Source organism: Klebsiella sp. WOUb02 (genome assembly GCF_050058015.1).
Classification (GTDB): Bacteria; Pseudomonadota; Gammaproteobacteria; order Enterobacterales; family Enterobacteriaceae; genus Klebsiella.
The window spans coordinates 1,560,705-1,576,417 of record NZ_CP170110.1; the positions used below are offsets into that span (position 1 = coordinate 1,560,705).

Below are 15,713 nucleotides of genomic sequence, written 5' to 3' on the forward strand. Positions count from 1 at the left end.
GATAAAAAGGAACCTCATAATGAAGAAGAAAGTTTTACTGGTCGGTGAATCCTGGACCAGCACCGCAACGCACGTTAAAGGCTTCGATCAGTTTGCTACCGCCACCTGGCACACCGGCGCGACGGATTTCCTCGCCGCGCTGGCCGACAGCAGCTATGCCATCACCTATATGCCGGCCCACGCGGCGGCGACCGAGTTCCCGCTGAGCCTGGAAGAGCTGCAGGAGTGGGATGCGATTATCCTCTCGGACATTGGCGCCAACACGCTGCTGCTGCACCCGGATACCTGGCTGAAAAGCCGCCGCACCGCCAACCGCCTGACGCTGCTGCATGACTACGTGGCCGCCGGCGGCTCGCTGATGATGATCGGCGGTTACTACAGCTTCCAGGGAATCAACGGCGGCGCGCGCTATCGCCATACCGCGGTGGAGAAAGTTCTGCCGGTGCGCTGCCTGGCGTGGGACGATCGTATTGAAACCCCGGAGGGCTGCTATGCCGAAGTGCGCGAATCCCACGCCCTGTTTAACGATATTCCCGGCGAGTGGCCGTGGCTGCTGGGCTATAACGAGGTGGAAATGCACCCGGAAGGCAGGCTGCTGGCGACCGTTGCCGGCACCGGGCACCCGCTGCTGGCGGTGCGCGAATATCAGCGGGGCCGTTCGCTGGTGTGGACCAGCGATATGTCCGCGCACTGGCTGCCCGAGGAGTTTGCCCAATGGCCCGGCTATCGCCAGCTGTGGATTAACTGCCTCGACTGGCTGACGGAACGCGGCTGATGGCGACCACCACCCTCGAACTGGCCCGGCGGCTGCTGGGCTTCAACACCATCAATCCGCCGGGAAACGAAGCCGACTGCATGCGCTTTTTTGCCGACTGGCTATGCAATAGCGGCTTCGAGGTGTCGCTGTCGTCGTTCGGCGAAGGGCGCAGCAATCTGGTTGCCCGGCTGCCGGGGGCGACGGCTGGCAAGCCGCTGGCCTTCACCGGCCATCTGGATACCGTGCCGCTCGGCAACGCGCGGTGGCGCTACGATCCCTTCGGCTCGCAGATTGAAAACGGGCGGCTCTACGGGCGAGGCTCCAGCGATATGAAGGCGGCGGTGGCGGCATTTGCCGTCGCCTGCGCCCAGCGGCGGGAGCCGATCCTCGCCGGGCGCGGCGCGGTGCTGCTGATCACCGGCGGGGAGGAAACCGGCTGCGACGGCGCGCGGGCGCTGATCGCCTCCGGCGCGCTGCCGGAGGTCGGCGCGCTGATCGTCGGCGAACCCACCGCCAATTATCCGGTTATCGGCCATAAGGGCGCGCTGTGGCTGCGCGCGGAAACCCGGGGGAAAACCGCCCACGGGGCGATGCCGGAGCTGGGGATTAACGCTATCTATCTGGCGGCGGATGCGCTGGGTAAGATCCGCCATTTTTCGCCGGGCGCGCCGCATCCGCTGATGAAGCAGCCCACGCTCAACGTCGGGCGCATTGAAGGCGGGCTTAATATTAACTCCGTGCCGGACCGCGCGTGCTTTGATGTGGATATCCGCAGCGCGCCCAATTTGCAGCACGCCACCATTCGGCAGCGGCTGAGCGCGCTGCTTGGCGAGAGCGTGACGCTCACCACGCTGGTCGATCTGCCTGCGGTGCTGAGCGAAGAGAGGCACGCGTGGATAGCGCAGATTTATCGGCGCTGCCGGCCGCTGCATGACGGGCCGCTGGAGCCGCGCGTGGTGCCCTACTTTACCGACGCCTCCCTGCTGCTGCCCGCCCTGGGTAGTCCGCCCTGCATTATTCTCGGCCCCGGCGAGCCGTCGATGGCCCACCAGACCGACGAGTACTGCCTGCTCAGCCGGCTGGACGAGGCCGAGCGGCTGTACGGGGAGATTATCGACGACTGGATGGACTAACGACGACGATTAAAACCGCTCAGCGCCGGAGACGGGCGTTAACGATCCGCCGAAGCGCGAGCCAACAGGCTGCTCGCCGCGCGGCAAAAGTTTCAATGTCGGCGCGGAGAAAATATTATATCTTCATTACTTATCCGGCACCGCCCAACGCTATGCCATTCATTGATTAACAATTCGAGGTTGATCGTGCAGGATCTTGTCAGATTTGGTCGTATCGCCGCCGTGCTACCGGTTAAAAACATCGCAATTGCCAAAGAGTTCTATATCAACGGGCTGAACTTCAACGTGGTTTTTGCAAACGGAGATCCGCTGGGTTTTATGATAGTAAAGCGTGAACAGGCTGAACTCCATTTGACCCTCCAGCCGCAGCACCAGGCACCCTCCTTTCCTGTCGCCCACCTGCTGGTTGATGATGCCAGCGCCTTATACGCCCGCTGTCAGGAAATTGGCGCGAGGATTATTAAACGCCTGGAGGATAAAGATTATGGTATTCGGGCATTTGTTTTCGCCGATCCGGATGGAAATCATATCGACGTTGGGCAAATCCTGCAGAAGTAATTAAGGCCGGTTTTATAGCCCCCCGTATGTCCTGATACCGGTAATTTTATACCGCCATAATAGCGTCGCTTTCGCCATCCCGTCTGCGACGCTAATATGCCGGGCGCTTATCTTACTGCTTCAGCTTTACTTCCTGCGGTGGTAGCATTTTAAGGCTTTCTTTGCATAAGGACTTTAAAATGAGCATCATTTATGTAGTTGTTTTAACTTATATAAAACCACTCGAAGAAGTTGATTCTCAAATACCTGCACATGTTGAGTGGCTTAAACAAGGCTATTCCGATGGCGTGTTTTTGGCATCAGGAAGAAGAATTCCCCGTAATGGCGGCGTCATACTTGCCAAATCTGACAGCCTCGAATCGCTGGAAGAACGTCTCAGCCAGGACCCATTCCAAAAATTAAAAATAGCTAAAGCGGAAATTATTCCCTTCGATGCCAGTATGAAGGTTCCGCTGCTCGAAAATATTTTCTGACTTTACATCGGCTCAGTAGCGCATATTGAGCCGCCCATAACGGAACATTCCCCAGTTTAAATCGCCGCCGGCGCCTGGCTATCATAGGCGTGACCCGTAAAGTGAGCGTTAACGCTTTCAATGCCCGTTTCGGCATCACGACGAAAATAGAGCCAGTCTCCAGGCATCGCCTGTTCAGCAACTGCTGACATAACCGCACTCTGACAAAGATCGACGGAGAATCAGCCTGACTGCCTGCATTTAGATGTTGTCCTGTTCAAATTCGGCGGCCACAAGACGGGATAACAGGGCCTGCAGCGTCAGCGCCTCCGCCTTCCCAAGTTTTTGTTCAAACTGCTGCTGCGCCCGCGCCCAGCTGGCATCCGACTCGCCGAGTTTTTCCCTGCCGGCCGGAGTCAGTGACACCAGACGCGAGCGCCCATCGGAGGGGTCTGCGTCGATGCTTATCAGGCCATCCCGCTGGAGAGGTTTGAGCGTATGAGCAAGTCCTCCCCGATCCATGACCAGGGCCTCAGCCAGATGGCTGACCGACAGGCTGCCAGCTCGCCGCAGCTGGGCCAGAATCGCCCTCTGGGTGGTCTTGAGCCCGCTCTCAGCCAAAATACTGTCGTAATATTGCGACAGACGTCGGGAGGCTTTGCGCAAGGTAGTGCAGTGACAACTTACGCCAGACGACGCGCCGATACCCTCATTCTGAGACATACATCCCCTTCCTGATTAACGTTGACGCCTTGATTTTACCAGCATATGCTGACATTGCAAATAAGAGCATATGCACGTATTTTCAATCAACCGCGAGGAGACGTTATGCCATTTGTTCGCATCGATCTACGTAAAGGGAAGCCCGCTGACTATCGTCAGAAAGTGGCTGACGCGGTCTACGCCGCATTGGTGAGCGTGGGCGTCCCGGAGAATGACCGTTTTCAGGCGATCGGTGAATATGAGCCGGCAGGGTTGATTTATGATCCGGGCTACCTCGGCATAAATCGCACCGATGACTTCGTTGCCATTCAGATAACCTGGAACGAAGGGCGTAGCACGCAGCAAAAAAAGGCGCTGTACCGAGCCATTGCAGACGGACTCCACCACGCGGTGGGACTTCGTCAACAAGATGTCTTTATCAGTCTGGTGGAGGTAAAAAAAGAAAACTGGTCCTTCGGCAACGGCGAGGCGCAGTACGCGGACGAATGATCCCGGACAACGGGATGCGGTCAGAAGTAAAAAAATAGAGTCGTTGATGACGTTTTATCAGTTAACCTCGAGGTTTTTTAATGACTTTTTCGCAGAATAAAAGCTTCTGGCTGATTACTGGTGGGGCGCTGGTCCTCTTTCTCTCCCTTGGGATAAGGCATGGATTCGGCCTCTTTCTGCATCCTATGAGCGCTGAGTTTGGCTGGGGACGCGAAGTTTTTGCGTTTGCGATGGCAATACAGAATATTATCTGGGGAGTTGCGCAGCCGTTTGCCGGGGCGCTGGCGGATCGCTTCGGGACTCGCAGGACCATCATCACGGGGGCGATTTTTTATACTTCGGGACTGATGCTAATGGGTTTTGCGCATACCCCCCTGCTGTTCTCGCTCAGTGCCGGATTACTGATTGGTATTGGTCTGTCCGGTACTTCATTTTCTGTCATCCTCGGGGCAATTGGCCGCACCGTTCCCGCTGAAAAACGCAGCATGGCGATGGGGCTCACTGCCGCAGCGGGGTCATTTGGGCAGTTTGCCATGCTGCCCGGCAGCATGGTGCTGATCCACGGGCTGGGATGGGCATCGGCCCTGATCGCTCTCGGCATGGTTGCTATGCTAATGCTGCCCGCCGCAGCGCTGTTTCAGCGTCAGGAAACCGCGCCTTCTGAACCGCATCAGACGATGAGCGAAGCATTACGGGAAGCTCTGGAACATTCCGGATTCTGGCTTTTATCCCTCGGGTTCTTCGTCTGCGGATTCCAGGTCGTCTTCATTGGTGTTCACCTCCCTTCATATCTTATGGATAACCATCTCCCGGTCATCGCGGGAACCTCCACGCTGGCTCTGGTCGGTTTATTTAATGTTTTCGGGACCTATTTCGCCGGGATGCTTGGCAGCCGCTATTCAAAAACAAAGCTACTGAGTCTGATCTACATTGCCAGGGCGGTAATCATTACCTTGTTTATCTCGTTCCCGGTTACGACCTGGTCGGCCTACTGTTTTGGTATCGCCATGGGGCTTCTTTGGCTTTCAACCGTACCGTTAACTAACGGAACGGTAGCAACAATGTTTGGCGTAAGGAACTTATCAATGCTGGGGGGAATTATCTTCCTGATGCATCAGGCAGGCGCTTTTCTTGGCGGCTGGCTGGGAGGATATCTTTACGATGTCACCGGAAGCTATAGTATTGTCTGGTACGTAAGTATCGTTCTCAGCGTTATCGCTGCGGCGCTGAACTGGCCCATCCGGGAAGTTTCAAAGCGTGCGCTGACGGGACTGAAAGTATGAATTGTTCATTCAGGACCATAGCGGCTTGCCTCATTCTGGCCCTCCTGCTACTGATATTTCTCATGTGGCGAGAAAATAAAGACCTGATACTGCATATAGGCATGAGCCACTGCTTCTGATTAAATTTTCGCTTTACAGAGCAGCGTCGCTGTTATTATCGTCAGCGACGCCTTCTTAATATCCTCATTTCCGTTCGACATATTTGCTGCGTTTATGTTGATAGAGTATATCATCAGCTTTGAGCATCGCCTGCGCCAGCATATCCCCGACTGAAGTTGATACGCGCCCAGGAAAACGCCACCAGCCTATCACGATCGATGGTGGGCAAATGTTCCTGCGCGCGGGCAATAACATCGCGGGATTTATTCAGGGAATAATCAATAAGAACCAGACAGAACTCATCGCCGTCCAGCCGTATGCCGTAGTCGCTCTTACGAATGGCGATCCCCACAGCTGAACCCAGCATCTGTATCGTTTTATCCCACATATGATGGCCCCGGGTATCATTGATTTTTTAAACCCATCGCTGTCAATTGCAATAACCGTGATCGGGATATTTCGCTCAATGAGGGAGCGGATTTTTGTTCAAACGCCGGCGTCATGATTTTTCTTTTCGGCAACATATCCCATATAATTCTGCAAATCACGCCCTTCACGGACGGCCAACGCGGTAAAAAGAGCCGTAGTGCAAACCACGATCAGTACGATTGCGCTGATAAATTTTTGCCTGGACAAGATGGCTAACTTCCTGTCGTATCACCAACAAGTGACAGCAATTATAGCGCCAATCAATACCTTCTCACCTGGTAATGACCACAGGTAAATGTCTGTTGAGCTTAACCAGTCGCGAAATCCCCGGCCACGACGGTTTAAAGCTATATCAGGCAGCAAATGCAGCCGGCGACGTGACGGCGCTGCCCGCAGAGAACGATCCCGGTCAAGGCATTCAGCGCTCTAACGTGGCATAATGCGTGAATACCGTACGGTATAGTTATTCATTTTTTAACCAGCTAAGGGTTCAACATGAAGGTACTGACGCAAGCGCGCCGCGAGGGGATCGTGGCCGCCGCCGCCGAGGTGTTTCTGGAGGTCGGCTACGAACGAGCCTCAATGGATGAAGTAGCCAGACGTGCCGGTGGCTCCAAGGCCACGCTCTATAAATACTTCTCTTCAAAAGAGGCGTTGTTTGAAACGGTTGTGCGCAACTACAGCGCCAGGTTTCTCACCGAAGCGGCTAGCGGGCTGACTCAACCGGAAAACCAGCACCTCTCCCTGGAACAAAAACTCATCCGCTTTGGCGAAGATATGCTGCGGGTAGTGGCATGCGATAACCAGGCGCTGCAGATCTATCGCGTTGTGCTGGGCGAAGCCGGCCACTCCGATATCGGGAAACTGTTTCTGGAATCCGGCATCCGCCAAAGCATGGAGACGCTGGCTCAGGAAATGCAGGCGGCGATGGAACGGGGTGAACTGGCGCCATCGGAACCAATGCTTCGCGCCATCCAGTTTACATCGCTGATCAAAGCGGAAACCGAGGTCTTGTTTTTCTTGCGCAATATGCCTGATTTTACCCAGGAAAAAGTCAGTGAGATGGTCAGGAATGGCGTGCGGCTGTTTCTCGACGGCGCGCTTAAAAAACCTGAATAGCCCCTGCCCGGCCAGCAGGCATGTGGAGACCGGGTTCGCCGCCTCGAACCCGGTTTTTTTATACGCTAAGAAAGATTAGTCACGGCGACAAACGGCCGCGCCCGTCGCCACCCAGTCCGTCGCGGTCTGACCTATCTGGCTCGCCAGGCGCTCAACCACACGCTGCCAGGCAGCAAACATCTGCGCCGGACCGCCGGAGAGAGTTTGCGACAGGTGGCTTTTGCACACCAGCCGGCGATTTTCGTCCCCTCGCTGCGTGGATAGGCTCCAGCCAGCATCCAGGCTGACGGCCTTGCCGGACCAGCTATCAAAACGCCGAACCTGCAGCAGAACCCGTACCACAGGTTTGCTGTTATCCCGCCCCAGCCCCGCTACATCCACAGTGTTAAGCTGCTGCGTCATGCTGAGGGACAGCGCTGTCTGCAGCTCATCGCCCAGCGGGCTTAGCCAGCGATCGTTGTCCAGAACGACGATGCGACTGTCGCTTTGGCGAACCACAACTTGTTGAGTGTCCAGTTGGGCCGGAACGCCAACGGGCAGCAGATCAATCACAAAGTCCGCCGGCGCGACGGCGCGGGAAACGGAGTCAGAATTGACCAGCGAGTGATAACGCACCTGGGGGGATGAGCATCCTGCCGGCAGGTACATGACGCCGAGGATAAGAAATAAAACGGTTCTCATGGTCGTTCTCCTGCCTTAAGTTAACGGGGAGCGTTTAGTTCCGCATCTGCGGAGCGGCCCTGCAATAGCGATTCCGGTTGGCGATCCAGCTGGTTTGTCAGGCTGCGGACAGCCCGCAGCGTTCGAGTGGTCTCCTGTAAGGACTGCAGGAGGTTAATCATCAGGGGAGAATCTTCCGCCAGCAGGTTTCGCGCGTCTTGTGTCGTTTTCTGAGTCTGTTGCATCAGGCGGTTGGCGGCGGGCAGAGACTGATTGTTCACCATTCGCAGAGTTTTATTCAGCTCTTCCAGCGTGTTATTCATGTTGGTCCCGATCTTATCCAGCGGCATTTTGTTTATTTTCCTGGCGATATCCGTGAGCTGGTCCTGAAGGATTGTCAGCCCGCCATTCACGGTGGGCAGCTCAACCGGGCGCCTTGTCGCATCAAAGTTCACTTTTGGCGCATCCGGTAAGAAATCGAGCGAGATGTAAAGTTGCCCCGTCAGCAGACTGCTGGAAGTGGCCTGCGCTCGCAGCCCGTGCGCGATCATCTCGCGCGTGAAAAGAGCCGTATTGAGGTCTGTGTCGCCTGTTAGTTTCGGCAGTTTTTCCAGCACATTGCCCATCCGCGAGGGGTAAACGTCAATATCCACAATGGTCGGAAAGCGATATCCGTCGGGGTTATAGTCAAGCTCGACGGCGGCAACGCGTCCGATTCGTACGCTGGAAAACTCAACCGGAGCGCCAATGTTCAGGCCATGTAAGCCGTGTTCAAAACGTAGTTGAAAACGTACCGGCGGACCATCCTCAGGCGCCATCGCGCTTTCCCGATCCGCTGCCAGTTTGTAACGCGTTTGCTTATAGAGCACGCCGCGGGTTGGGTCATCCGGCCTTGAGAACGCGATCCCCCCCGCCATGATGGCGGCGAGCGTCGGAGTTTTAAGCTGAAAACCGTCGCTCCCTACCGAGAGATCCACGCCGCTCACATTCCAGAATCGCGAATCCGCCGTGACCAGGCGGTCATAAGGGGCATCAATAAAGATGTTGAGATCGATTCCCCTGCCGTCTTTGCGCAGTTGCCAGGAGGTGACCCGTCCCACCGGAATGCGGCGGTAGTAAATCGGAGAGTTAATATCCAGCGATCCAAGGTCATCCGCTTCCAGCATAAACTGGCTGCCCGTCATGTCGTTGACGATCGCCGGAGGGGTTTCCATACCGGTGAACTGGTATTTACTTTCATCGGACTTTCCTCTGTCCACGCCGATGTAGGCCCCGGACAACAGCGTATCAATGCCGCTGACGCCGCTCATCCCGACTCGCGGCCTGACCACCCAAAATCGGGTGTCGGCGAGCGCCAGATGCTGAGCGCTTCTGCCAAGCGTGACCCGTACTAACACCTGGGTGTTATCGGGGCTGAGGGTGATTTCCTTCACCAGCCCGACGGTGACATCTTTATATTTCACCGCTGTTTTTCCGGCTTCGAGACCGGCGGCGCTGCGAAACGTAATCACCACCTCCGGCCCGACGGACAGGCGTGCCTGGATAACCATCGACACGGCAACCACAAACGCGACCGCGGGAATCAGCCAGATGACGGCATTGCGCCAGCGGCCGTGACGAAAAAGAGGAATACCCGAAACAGGAGGCTTCATTGCTTGTCTTCCCATAGCGTTTTTGGTTTAAAACTCAGCGCACAAAACATAGTCAAAATGACCACCAGGCCGAAAAGCAGAATTCCAACCCGGGGTTCGGCCTCGCTGAGCACATGAAAGCGGAGCAGGCCGCACACCGCGGCCACCACCACCACATCCAACATCGACCAACGGCCAATCCACTCCATTATCCGGTACAGCCTGGTCCGTTCGCATCTGGCCCAGCGACTCTTTCGGGCAGTTGAGATCAGCAATACGCTCATTGACAGAAATTTCAGGCAGGGAACCATCACGCTGGCAATAAAAATGATCGCCGCAATCCCCCACGACCCGCTTCGCCAGAAGGCCACGATGCCGGAAAGGATCGTACTTTCACTGCCATGACCGAGAAGCGTTGTGTACATTACCGGGAAAATATTGGCAGGTACGTATAGGATCATGGCGGTTAACAGCAGCGCCCCGCTGAAATGCGAACGCCCGGACTGGCGTCCAGGTAGCACCGTCTGGCAGCGAGGACATTTACTACGCACGCCGAACGCCGTTTCGTCGGCGCACACCAGGCCACACAGAGAACAGCGGCACACCTGCATCTGACGGGCAAAAGGGGGATTACTCACCACAGCTCTTCTCCTCGACCGTAAGCAGATCCCACAGCGGACGCAGATCGTGGCTGTTGATGAGGACAACCAGCACGCAAGATAGGGCCAGCGCCCAACCGCCTGGCCCTATGGATACATCCAGCAGTGACGAGAGCTTTATTCCGGCGACAAGAAAACCCAGCACGCCAACTTCCACCATGCTCCAGGGATGTAGCCACTTGAGCGCTCTCATAATGAAGATAAACGCCGGTGCCGGACGCGCGAAATACGCAAAGCTCAGCAGCCATACCGTGAGGATTATCTGTAAGAAAGGGGCAATAACCAGAAGAAAAGCGGTACAGACCGCCATAATCGGATTGCCGTCTCCGGTAGCCAGCGCCCATGCCACATTCCACAGAGTGACGTCGTTCGCCATCCCGTGAAACCCAACGGATATAACCGGAAAAATACAGGCCAGAAATAGGATGATTGCCGCCGTCAACATCAGGGGCAGTACATGGCCAGGCACACGCCGGTGACCACGCCATAGCACTGCGTAACAACGCTGGCAGAGCGCGATTTCGCCCGACGCGCAGGGTAATCTCTGGTAAACGCTGTCGCAATGTGGGCAGATGATCAGATGCGGGAATGTCTTCATTACGCCGGGCCGCCAGGACGTTGCTAATGGGGAAAATCACAGCCGGTTGCGCTTAAAAGTTTCCGGCTGCGCGTACTGTGTCTGAGGCTACCTGAGCGCTTCCGCCAGCTCTTCCGCCCCTTTTTCAATACCGACTTCGGCGGCGCTCAGCGAGCCGATGCTGGCAGAGATATTCATGGCATTCGGATACTGCCGGGCAACGTAGGCTTTCAGCAGTTCGTGGCTGTTTGCGTCATAAATTTCGACGGCATAATCCACCGAACCGCTCATCAGCCCCCGACCGCCACGCACCGATTGCACAATGTTGTAGGGGCCTCCTGCCAGATCGAATTTGGTGAACGTTCCGATCACCTGCGGTGTGGTGTCAGCCCCGGTCAGCGTCAACTTCAGACGCAAGGTATTCGCCGCGGGCTCTTTAAGCTCTTTAAAGCGCGCGCTCAGCGCTTTGCTGAACTCCTGTTGCATATGAGCGGCAAGCGTTTGGCGATCGGCCTGCGCCATATCGTCAAACTGTCCATCGTTGCCCTGATAAATTCTCACCGGGTCAATGATGATGCTGTCGTACTTACGCCAGTCCACCAGGGGCGAATAACGATATGGCATGCGATCGGCATTATCATCGGTGTTTGCCGTCAGCTTTGAAGCCGAGTCGATACCGCTGTAACGCACGGGTTCATTACCGGCACACCCCGCCAACAGCAGGGTGACACCGATAACCGCCAGCCCACCGATTTGCCTTAACATCTTCATGTGCAGATCCTTTCGTTTTGGTTAAGGGCTGCGCCTACCGGCCAGCCTTGCGTAAAAACACTCAAATTCACACCCAATGTAAACTGTACGGTTTAGTTTTGATCGTATCACTGAAACCTGTCAACTTAATTGTTCGGCGAAATTATTCTGTTTGAGAATTAACGCATGGATGCAGCGCGGCTGGCTTTTTTGAGGGAGCTGATTGCGTAGGACAATGTGGCGCCCGGCACGGACGCTGCGCCGGACTCATTAGCAAATAACTAATTGATAAAAAATGAATTTATCGCCCCTTCCGGGGCCGGATATTATATATTTCGCCTTACCGATCCATTGGAAGAACACCGTTGTGTCGCGCCAGGCGAAAGTTAGCCGGCGCCGATCATCAGGTTCAGGTTTTGCACCGCGGCTCCCGACGCCCCTTTGCCGAGGTTATCGAAGACCGCCGTCAGCAAGATTTGCCCGCTTTCAGGATTGGAAAATACGCCCAGCTCCATCTCGTTGGTGCCGTTCAGATGCTGCGGATTGAGGCGCTCGAGCTCGCCGGCGACTTCGGGCGCCAGCACCCTGACCTGCCCGCTATGACGATAATGCTGCGCAAGGCAGGCCTGTATTGCTGCTGCATCAGCATGTTCAGGCAGCAGGCGCTGCTGCAGCGGCACGCTCAGGAGAATCCCCTGACGGTACGCGCCGTAAGCCGGCATGAAAAAAGGCGGCACAGAGAGTCCGGCATAGCGCGCGATCTCAGGCACATGCTTGTGCCTGAGAGCTAAACCATACGCCTGAAAAGCGGGCCCGGAGCCCACATCCCCGCCTTCGTACAGACTCAATCGCCTCCTTTCCGCCGCCTGAATAGCCGGACACGGCGTGGATGGAAACGGGATAATCGGCGGGCAGCAGCCCGGCGTTGACCAGCGGCAGCAGAAGACCAATGGCGCCGGTTGGGTAACAGCCTGGATTGGTGACGCGCTGCGAGGCCCTGATGCGTTCGGGCTGGCCGGCGCTCATCTCCGGGAAGCCGTAGGTCCACCCGGGGGCGGTGCGGTGCGCCGAGCTCGCATCGATAACGCGCACTCTCGGGTTCTCCAGCATCGCGACCGACTCGCGCGCCGCCTCATCGGGCAGGCACAGAATGGCGATGTCGCAGTCGTTCAGCATCTCCGCGCGAAGACGCCGCTCTTTGCGTCGGGAAAGGGGCAGAGTCATGAGTTCAATATCGGAACGGCGGCGCAGGCGTTCGTGGATTAGCAACCCCGTGGTGCCCTGTTCGCCATCAATAAATACGTGAGTCATTGTCATTTCCTTAAACCGGACAGAACGTCAGTGCATGAATGTTGTGCCTGGTTTAAGTATTGGTAAAGTTGAATTATCCTAACGTCAAATTCAGTTTTTCTGAGGTATGCCAATGCGGGAGATCAGCCTCGATCGGCTGCGCACGCTGATCGTCATCGTCGATAGCGGCTCGTTCAACGAAGCCGCCCGGCTGCTGCACCTGGCGCCTCCGACGGTCAGCCTGCACATCGCCGAGCTCGAAGGGCGCGTGGGGGCAAAGCTGCTCTCCCGCACCCGCGGCAAAGTCAGGCCGACGGCGATTGGCGAGAACATGGTCACCCACGCCCGCCGGCTGCTTGCCGACGTCGCCTATGCGCTCGATGATATATCCCGCCAGGCTCAGGGGCTGACCGGCCAGGTCCGGCTTGGGGCATCCACCGGCGCCATTGCCTATCTGCTGCCTCAGGCGCTTGAACGGCTGGCGCAGTCCCATCCGCATATTGACGTGCACATCACCATCCTGACGTCGCAGCAGACCCTTGCGCAGGCTGAAATCCGGCGCGCTCGATATCGGTATCGTGGCGCTTCCGCAGCCCCGGAGCAACGGCGTGAAAATTGACGCCTGGCGGCGGGATCCCGTTGTCGCCTTCCTGCCCGCGGGGTGGTCGGCCCCGGACGAGGTGACCGCGGAATGGATAAGCGCAAAACCTCTGGTGCTGAACGGATCCGGTACCCATCTGTCGCAGCTGACCAGCGGCTGGTTTGCCGAAACGGGCCATAGCCCCGCGCCGCGGATCACGCTTGATTACAACGATGCCATTAAAAGCCTGGTGGGCGCCGGCTACGGCGCCACGCTGCTGCCGCTTGAATCGGGAACGCAGACTCTCCGCCGATGGCCGCATCGCCGTTCGCCCCTTAAAGCCGGCGCTGTGGAGAGAGCTGGGATTAGCTTATCGGGAGAGTGAAAACGAGCTTTCGACCCAGCGCCTGCTTGCCGTCCTGCAGGATCTGCGGCAGGCATAAATTCGCCGGCAGCGGCCGCCCGTCACTGCGGTAACCGCTGCGTATCGGCGGGCCTCGGTCCCGGCGCCGTCTTTAGGCGCGGGACCGGCATCCGAATCGATGCTGCGCTTAGCGGTTTTTCAGCACCTGGGGATCGATCTGTGCGACGATCAGGTCGGCAATATCGTGCTGCTGGTGCACCTTGCCGTATTTAACGATGATCTGCCGCGCGTTGTCGTATCCCGGCGCCCATAGCCGGTTGTTCAACTGCACGTCTTTGTAGACCGCAACCAGCGGTTTTTTCCACGCCGCCGCCATATGCACGATCGAGGTATCCGGCGAGATAACCAGGTCGGCTTCGGCAATCAGCGCCATCGCGTGGTGCAGGGTTTTAAACGGATTCACGCTCACCTTTTCCGGCAGCGGAATGCGGATTTCGTTGCGATGATCGAGCAGAATAACGTTGAGCCGCGGATACTCCGCCTGCAGCCTGGCGATTAGCGCCGACAGCTGCTCCTGCGACAGGCTGCGGTCCTGATGGCCGGCAAAAATGTTCACCACCGCTCTGGGTCCGTCAATCGCGGCCAGATGCTGGCGAACCTGCTGGTGAACATCCTGCGGAATATGCAGGTCGTAGGTCCCGAGATGTTTCTTATCCAACTGCATATGCTCGGCAATCAGCTCAAAGGTTTTGCTGACATGCCAGTTTTCACAATCAAATTTAAACGAGGTGGTGTAATGCTTAATTGATGGCCATTTATTAAAGCCGAGCACCGCTTTTGCTTTTATTTGTCGAAGAAGCAGCATTCGGTGTATGGGCATATCAAATAAAGAGGGGTCAATAACGATATCGTACTTATTATTCGCCAGCTCATTAATAACAGTCTGAGGAACGTTGTGCGTAAACTTGCGCAGAAAAGCGGCGGAGTCGACGTTATCAGCCTCATAGATGTGGCGGATCCTGGGATTATGGCGCATCACCTGACTGTTCGATTTAGTCAGCAGGAAATCCACGATATAGCCCGATTCATGCAGGCATTTAACCAGCGCGGAATCAACCACCACGTCCCCTACCGCGCCTTCGTTGCGCATCAGCAGCACGGTTTTCGCCGACCCGATGTCGGCCTCACGGCGGGTATGCTGGTCCCAAAACGCTTTCGCAATATAAACGCGCATCAGGTTGCGGACTTTCTTTGTAAAATAATTACGGCGCCTGTTCAGTTCCCTTATTTTTTTGAACTTCCGGGGGGATACCTGCGCCGATGCGTTTTCCATCATCATAACCTCGTTACCACTATCAACAGCACCTCGTTAGTCTGATTAAGGACTAAAGAAAATGAGAAAAGTTCGCTTGATTAATAAATTCCTTTTGCTTTGAGCAGCGGGAGGATAGTAATACTTTTTGCTATTCCAGCATATCGCTCTGAAGATAAAATGAGTGAAATATGGATTTAATGTGGAAGATCGCGGCGGTAGCCGACGGTTTTCATTCGCCGCGGGGAGGACTAAACTTGCCGTTTTATTACCGGAGAGAACCGCGCATGAATGCAGTTGAAGAACCAAATACCCATAGCCGACTGCTGGCGCTACTCGACGAACGTCAGGCCCACTACCGGCTGGTAGAGCATGAGGCGGTGGGCAAATGTGAGGCGGTTTCTGCAATTCGCGGCACCGCGCTGGGGCAAGGGGCGAAGGCGCTGGTCTGTAAAGTGAAAGGCCACGGCATCAATCAGCACGTGCTGGCGATCCTCGCCGCCGACCAGCAGGCCGACCTCTCGCGGCTGGCGCTGCACGTTGGCGGCAGCAAAGCCTCGCTGGCAAGCCCCGCCGAAGTCGATGCGCTGACGGCCTGCGTCTTTGGCGCCATTCCCCCGTTCAGCTTCCATCCGGCGCTGCGCCTGGTGGCCGACCCGCTGCTGTTCGAGAACTTCAGCGAAATCGCCTTTAACGCCGGGCGGCTGGATCGCTCAATTATTCTCAATACTGCCGACTATCTGCGCATCGCCCGTCCCGAGCTGGTCGCCTTTCGTCGGCAAGCCTGATGAAAGCGCGCCAGCGTGACAAATAAGCCTGTTTATTCACGCTATTATGCGTAAAGTAGT

General features: G+C 56.4%; 21 protein-coding genes and 1 pseudogene. 11 read left to right on the forward strand and 11 right to left on the reverse strand.

What is annotated here, in order from left to right; translation table 11 throughout:
* Positions 1-19 precede the first annotated feature (19 nt).
* The 4 genes from ABOC21_RS14375 to ABOC21_RS14390 all read left to right on the forward strand — a co-directional run bounded on the left by ABOC21_RS14375 (position 20) and on the right by ABOC21_RS14390 (position 2,921).
* Positions 20-775 (forward strand): glutamine amidotransferase, encoded by a 756-nt coding sequence (locus ABOC21_RS14375; protein WP_426815036.1) that lies wholly within the window; start codon positions 20-22, stop codon positions 773-775.
* Positions 775-1,890: a M20 family metallopeptidase gene (locus ABOC21_RS14380; RefSeq protein ID WP_426815037.1), complete on the forward strand. Its 1,116-nt coding sequence runs from the start codon at positions 775-777 to the stop codon at positions 1,888-1,890. The genes ABOC21_RS14375 and ABOC21_RS14380 overlap by 1 nt, the downstream gene beginning before the upstream one ends.
* A 186-nt stretch (positions 1,891-2,076) precedes the next feature.
* Positions 2,077-2,448: a VOC family protein gene (locus tag ABOC21_RS14385; RefSeq protein ID WP_426815495.1), complete on the forward strand. Its 372-nt coding sequence runs from the start codon at positions 2,077-2,079 to the stop codon at positions 2,446-2,448.
* Between the two features lie 179 nt (positions 2,449-2,627).
* Positions 2,628-2,921 carry a YciI family protein gene (locus ABOC21_RS14390; RefSeq protein ID WP_426815038.1) on the forward strand — a complete coding sequence of 98 codons (294 nt, stop codon included), beginning with the start codon at positions 2,628-2,630 and terminating at the stop codon, positions 2,919-2,921.
* 80 nt (positions 2,922-3,001) lie between these two features.
* Here ABOC21_RS14390 and ABOC21_RS14395 read toward each other — a convergent pair.
* Positions 3,002-3,112, reverse strand: a pseudogene (locus ABOC21_RS14395) (AraC family transcriptional regulator); the annotation flags it as partial.
* Between the two features lie 49 nt (positions 3,113-3,161).
* Positions 3,162-3,623, reverse strand: a complete 462-nt coding sequence (locus tag ABOC21_RS14400; RefSeq protein WP_426815039.1) for a MarR family winged helix-turn-helix transcriptional regulator — start codon at positions 3,621-3,623, stop codon at positions 3,162-3,164.
* Between the two features lie 105 nt (positions 3,624-3,728).
* Between ABOC21_RS14400 and ABOC21_RS14405 the strand changes: the two genes are divergently transcribed.
* Both ABOC21_RS14405 and ABOC21_RS14410 read left to right on the forward strand, forming a co-directional pair.
* Positions 3,729-4,112 (forward strand): tautomerase family protein, encoded by a 384-nt coding sequence (locus ABOC21_RS14405; RefSeq protein ID WP_426815040.1) that lies wholly within the window; start codon positions 3,729-3,731, stop codon positions 4,110-4,112.
* A gap of 80 nt (positions 4,113-4,192) precedes the next feature.
* A complete protein-coding gene (locus tag ABOC21_RS14410; protein WP_426815041.1) occupies positions 4,193-5,395 on the forward strand; it encodes an MFS transporter in 1,203 nt (400 codons plus the stop codon).
* A 232-nt stretch (positions 5,396-5,627) separates the two neighbouring features.
* On the opposite strand, the gene ABOC21_RS14415 is transcribed toward ABOC21_RS14410, so the two are convergent.
* Positions 5,628-5,882, reverse strand: a complete 255-nt coding sequence (locus ABOC21_RS14415) for a diguanylate cyclase domain-containing protein (RefSeq protein ID WP_426815042.1) — start codon at positions 5,880-5,882, stop codon at positions 5,628-5,630.
* Positions 5,883-6,225: 343 nt separating this feature from the next.
* Between ABOC21_RS14415 and ABOC21_RS14420 the strand changes: the two genes are divergently transcribed.
* Positions 6,226-6,363, forward strand: a complete 138-nt coding sequence (locus tag ABOC21_RS14420) for a hypothetical protein (RefSeq protein WP_426815043.1) — start codon at positions 6,226-6,228, stop codon at positions 6,361-6,363.
* Positions 6,364-6,418: 55 nt separating this feature from the next.
* Positions 6,419-7,042: a TetR/AcrR family transcriptional regulator gene (locus ABOC21_RS14425; RefSeq protein WP_426815044.1), complete on the forward strand. Its 624-nt coding sequence runs from the start codon at positions 6,419-6,421 to the stop codon at positions 7,040-7,042.
* 75 nt (positions 7,043-7,117) lie between these two features.
* Here ABOC21_RS14425 and ABOC21_RS14430 read toward each other — a convergent pair whose 3' ends face one another.
* From ABOC21_RS14430 to argC, 7 genes are all read right to left on the reverse strand, one after another.
* Complete coding sequence (locus ABOC21_RS14430) at positions 7,118-7,723, reverse strand: PqiC family protein (protein WP_426815045.1); 606 nt, start codon at positions 7,721-7,723, stop codon at positions 7,118-7,120.
* Between the two features lie 20 nt (positions 7,724-7,743).
* Entirely contained in the window at positions 7,744-9,354 is a 1,611-nt protein-coding gene (locus ABOC21_RS14435; protein ID WP_426815046.1) for an intermembrane transport protein PqiB, read from the reverse strand.
* The gene (locus ABOC21_RS14440; RefSeq protein ID WP_426815496.1) at positions 9,351-9,971 is read right to left on the reverse strand and encodes a paraquat-inducible protein A; all 621 of its coding nucleotides are present in this window, start codon (positions 9,969-9,971) and stop codon (positions 9,351-9,353) included. Before ABOC21_RS14440 ends, ABOC21_RS14435 begins: the two co-directional genes overlap by 4 nt.
* Positions 9,964-10,437, reverse strand: a complete 474-nt coding sequence (locus tag ABOC21_RS14445) for a paraquat-inducible protein A (RefSeq protein ID WP_426815047.1) — start codon at positions 10,435-10,437, stop codon at positions 9,964-9,966. The genes ABOC21_RS14440 and ABOC21_RS14445 overlap by 8 nt, the downstream gene beginning before the upstream one ends.
* Before the next feature lie 240 nt (positions 10,438-10,677).
* Entirely contained in the window at positions 10,678-11,340 is a 663-nt protein-coding gene (locus ABOC21_RS14450) for a DUF3313 domain-containing protein (protein ID WP_095096693.1), read from the reverse strand.
* A gap of 365 nt (positions 11,341-11,705) precedes the next feature.
* Entirely contained in the window at positions 11,706-12,089 is a 384-nt protein-coding gene (locus ABOC21_RS14455; protein WP_426815048.1) for a hypothetical protein, read from the reverse strand.
* Positions 12,082-12,630 (reverse strand): N-acetyl-gamma-glutamyl-phosphate reductase, encoded by a 549-nt coding sequence (gene argC / locus ABOC21_RS14460; protein ID WP_426815049.1) that lies wholly within the window; start codon positions 12,628-12,630, stop codon positions 12,082-12,084. The genes ABOC21_RS14455 and argC overlap by 8 nt, the downstream gene beginning before the upstream one ends.
* Positions 12,631-12,742: 112 nt before the next feature.
* On the opposite strand from argC, the gene ABOC21_RS14465 reads away from it, so the two are divergent.
* Together ABOC21_RS14465 and ABOC21_RS14470 are read left to right on the forward strand one after the other, a co-directional pair.
* Positions 12,743-13,228 carry a LysR family transcriptional regulator gene (locus tag ABOC21_RS14465; RefSeq protein ID WP_426815050.1) on the forward strand — a complete coding sequence of 162 codons (486 nt, stop codon included), beginning with the start codon at positions 12,743-12,745 and terminating at the stop codon, positions 13,226-13,228.
* The gene (locus ABOC21_RS14470; protein ID WP_426815051.1) at positions 13,188-13,574 is read left to right on the forward strand and encodes a LysR family transcriptional regulator substrate-binding protein; all 387 of its coding nucleotides are present in this window, start codon (positions 13,188-13,190) and stop codon (positions 13,572-13,574) included. The genes ABOC21_RS14465 and ABOC21_RS14470 overlap by 41 nt, the downstream gene beginning before the upstream one ends.
* Before the next feature lie 166 nt (positions 13,575-13,740).
* On the opposite strand, the gene ABOC21_RS14475 is transcribed toward ABOC21_RS14470, so the two are convergent.
* Positions 13,741-14,889, reverse strand: a complete 1,149-nt coding sequence (locus tag ABOC21_RS14475) for a glycosyltransferase family 9 protein (protein WP_426815497.1) — start codon at positions 14,887-14,889, stop codon at positions 13,741-13,743.
* A 263-nt stretch (positions 14,890-15,152) separates the two neighbouring features.
* Between ABOC21_RS14475 and ABOC21_RS14480 the strand changes: the two genes are divergently transcribed.
* On the forward strand, positions 15,153-15,653 hold the full coding sequence (locus ABOC21_RS14480; protein ID WP_426815052.1) for a YbaK/prolyl-tRNA synthetase associated domain-containing protein: 501 nt from the start codon (positions 15,153-15,155) through the stop codon (positions 15,651-15,653).
* Positions 15,654-15,713: the final 60 nt, after the last annotated feature.

Coding starts and splice junctions, on each gene's coding strand:
- ABOC21_RS14465 (WP_426815050.1), top strand. CDS start 12,743: ATGCGGGAGATCAGCCTCGATCGGCTGCGCACGCTGATCGTCATCGTC.
- ABOC21_RS14450 (WP_095096693.1), bottom strand. CDS start 11,340: ATGAAGATGTTAAGGCAAATCGGTGGGCTGGCGGTTATCGGTGTCACC.
- ABOC21_RS14390 (WP_426815038.1), top strand. CDS start 2,628: ATGAGCATCATTTATGTAGTTGTTTTAACTTATATAAAACCACTCGAA.
- ABOC21_RS14480 (WP_426815052.1), top strand. CDS start 15,153: ATGAATGCAGTTGAAGAACCAAATACCCATAGCCGACTGCTGGCGCTA.
- ABOC21_RS14400 (WP_426815039.1), bottom strand. CDS start 3,623: ATGTCTCAGAATGAGGGTATCGGCGCGTCGTCTGGCGTAAGTTGTCAC.
- ABOC21_RS14380 (WP_426815037.1), top strand. CDS start 775: ATGGCGACCACCACCCTCGAACTGGCCCGGCGGCTGCTGGGCTTCAAC.
- ABOC21_RS14415 (WP_426815042.1), bottom strand. CDS start 5,882: ATGTGGGATAAAACGATACAGATGCTGGGTTCAGCTGTGGGGATCGCC.
- ABOC21_RS14475 (WP_426815497.1), bottom strand. CDS start 14,889: ATGATGGAAAACGCATCGGCGCAGGTATCCCCCCGGAAGTTCAAAAAA.
- ABOC21_RS14445 (WP_426815047.1), bottom strand. CDS start 10,437: ATGTTGACGGCGGCAATCATCCTATTTCTGGCCTGTATTTTTCCGGTT.
- ABOC21_RS14435 (WP_426815046.1), bottom strand. CDS start 9,354: ATGAAGCCTCCTGTTTCGGGTATTCCTCTTTTTCGTCACGGCCGCTGG.
- ABOC21_RS14405 (WP_426815040.1), top strand. CDS start 3,729: ATGCCATTTGTTCGCATCGATCTACGTAAAGGGAAGCCCGCTGACTAT.
- ABOC21_RS14375 (WP_426815036.1), top strand. CDS start 20: ATGAAGAAGAAAGTTTTACTGGTCGGTGAATCCTGGACCAGCACCGCA.
- ABOC21_RS14425 (WP_426815044.1), top strand. CDS start 6,419: ATGAAGGTACTGACGCAAGCGCGCCGCGAGGGGATCGTGGCCGCCGCC.
- argC (WP_426815049.1), bottom strand. CDS start 12,630: ATGACTCACGTATTTATTGATGGCGAACAGGGCACCACGGGGTTGCTA.
- ABOC21_RS14430 (WP_426815045.1), bottom strand. CDS start 7,723: ATGAGAACCGTTTTATTTCTTATCCTCGGCGTCATGTACCTGCCGGCA.
- ABOC21_RS14410 (WP_426815041.1), top strand. CDS start 4,193: ATGACTTTTTCGCAGAATAAAAGCTTCTGGCTGATTACTGGTGGGGCG.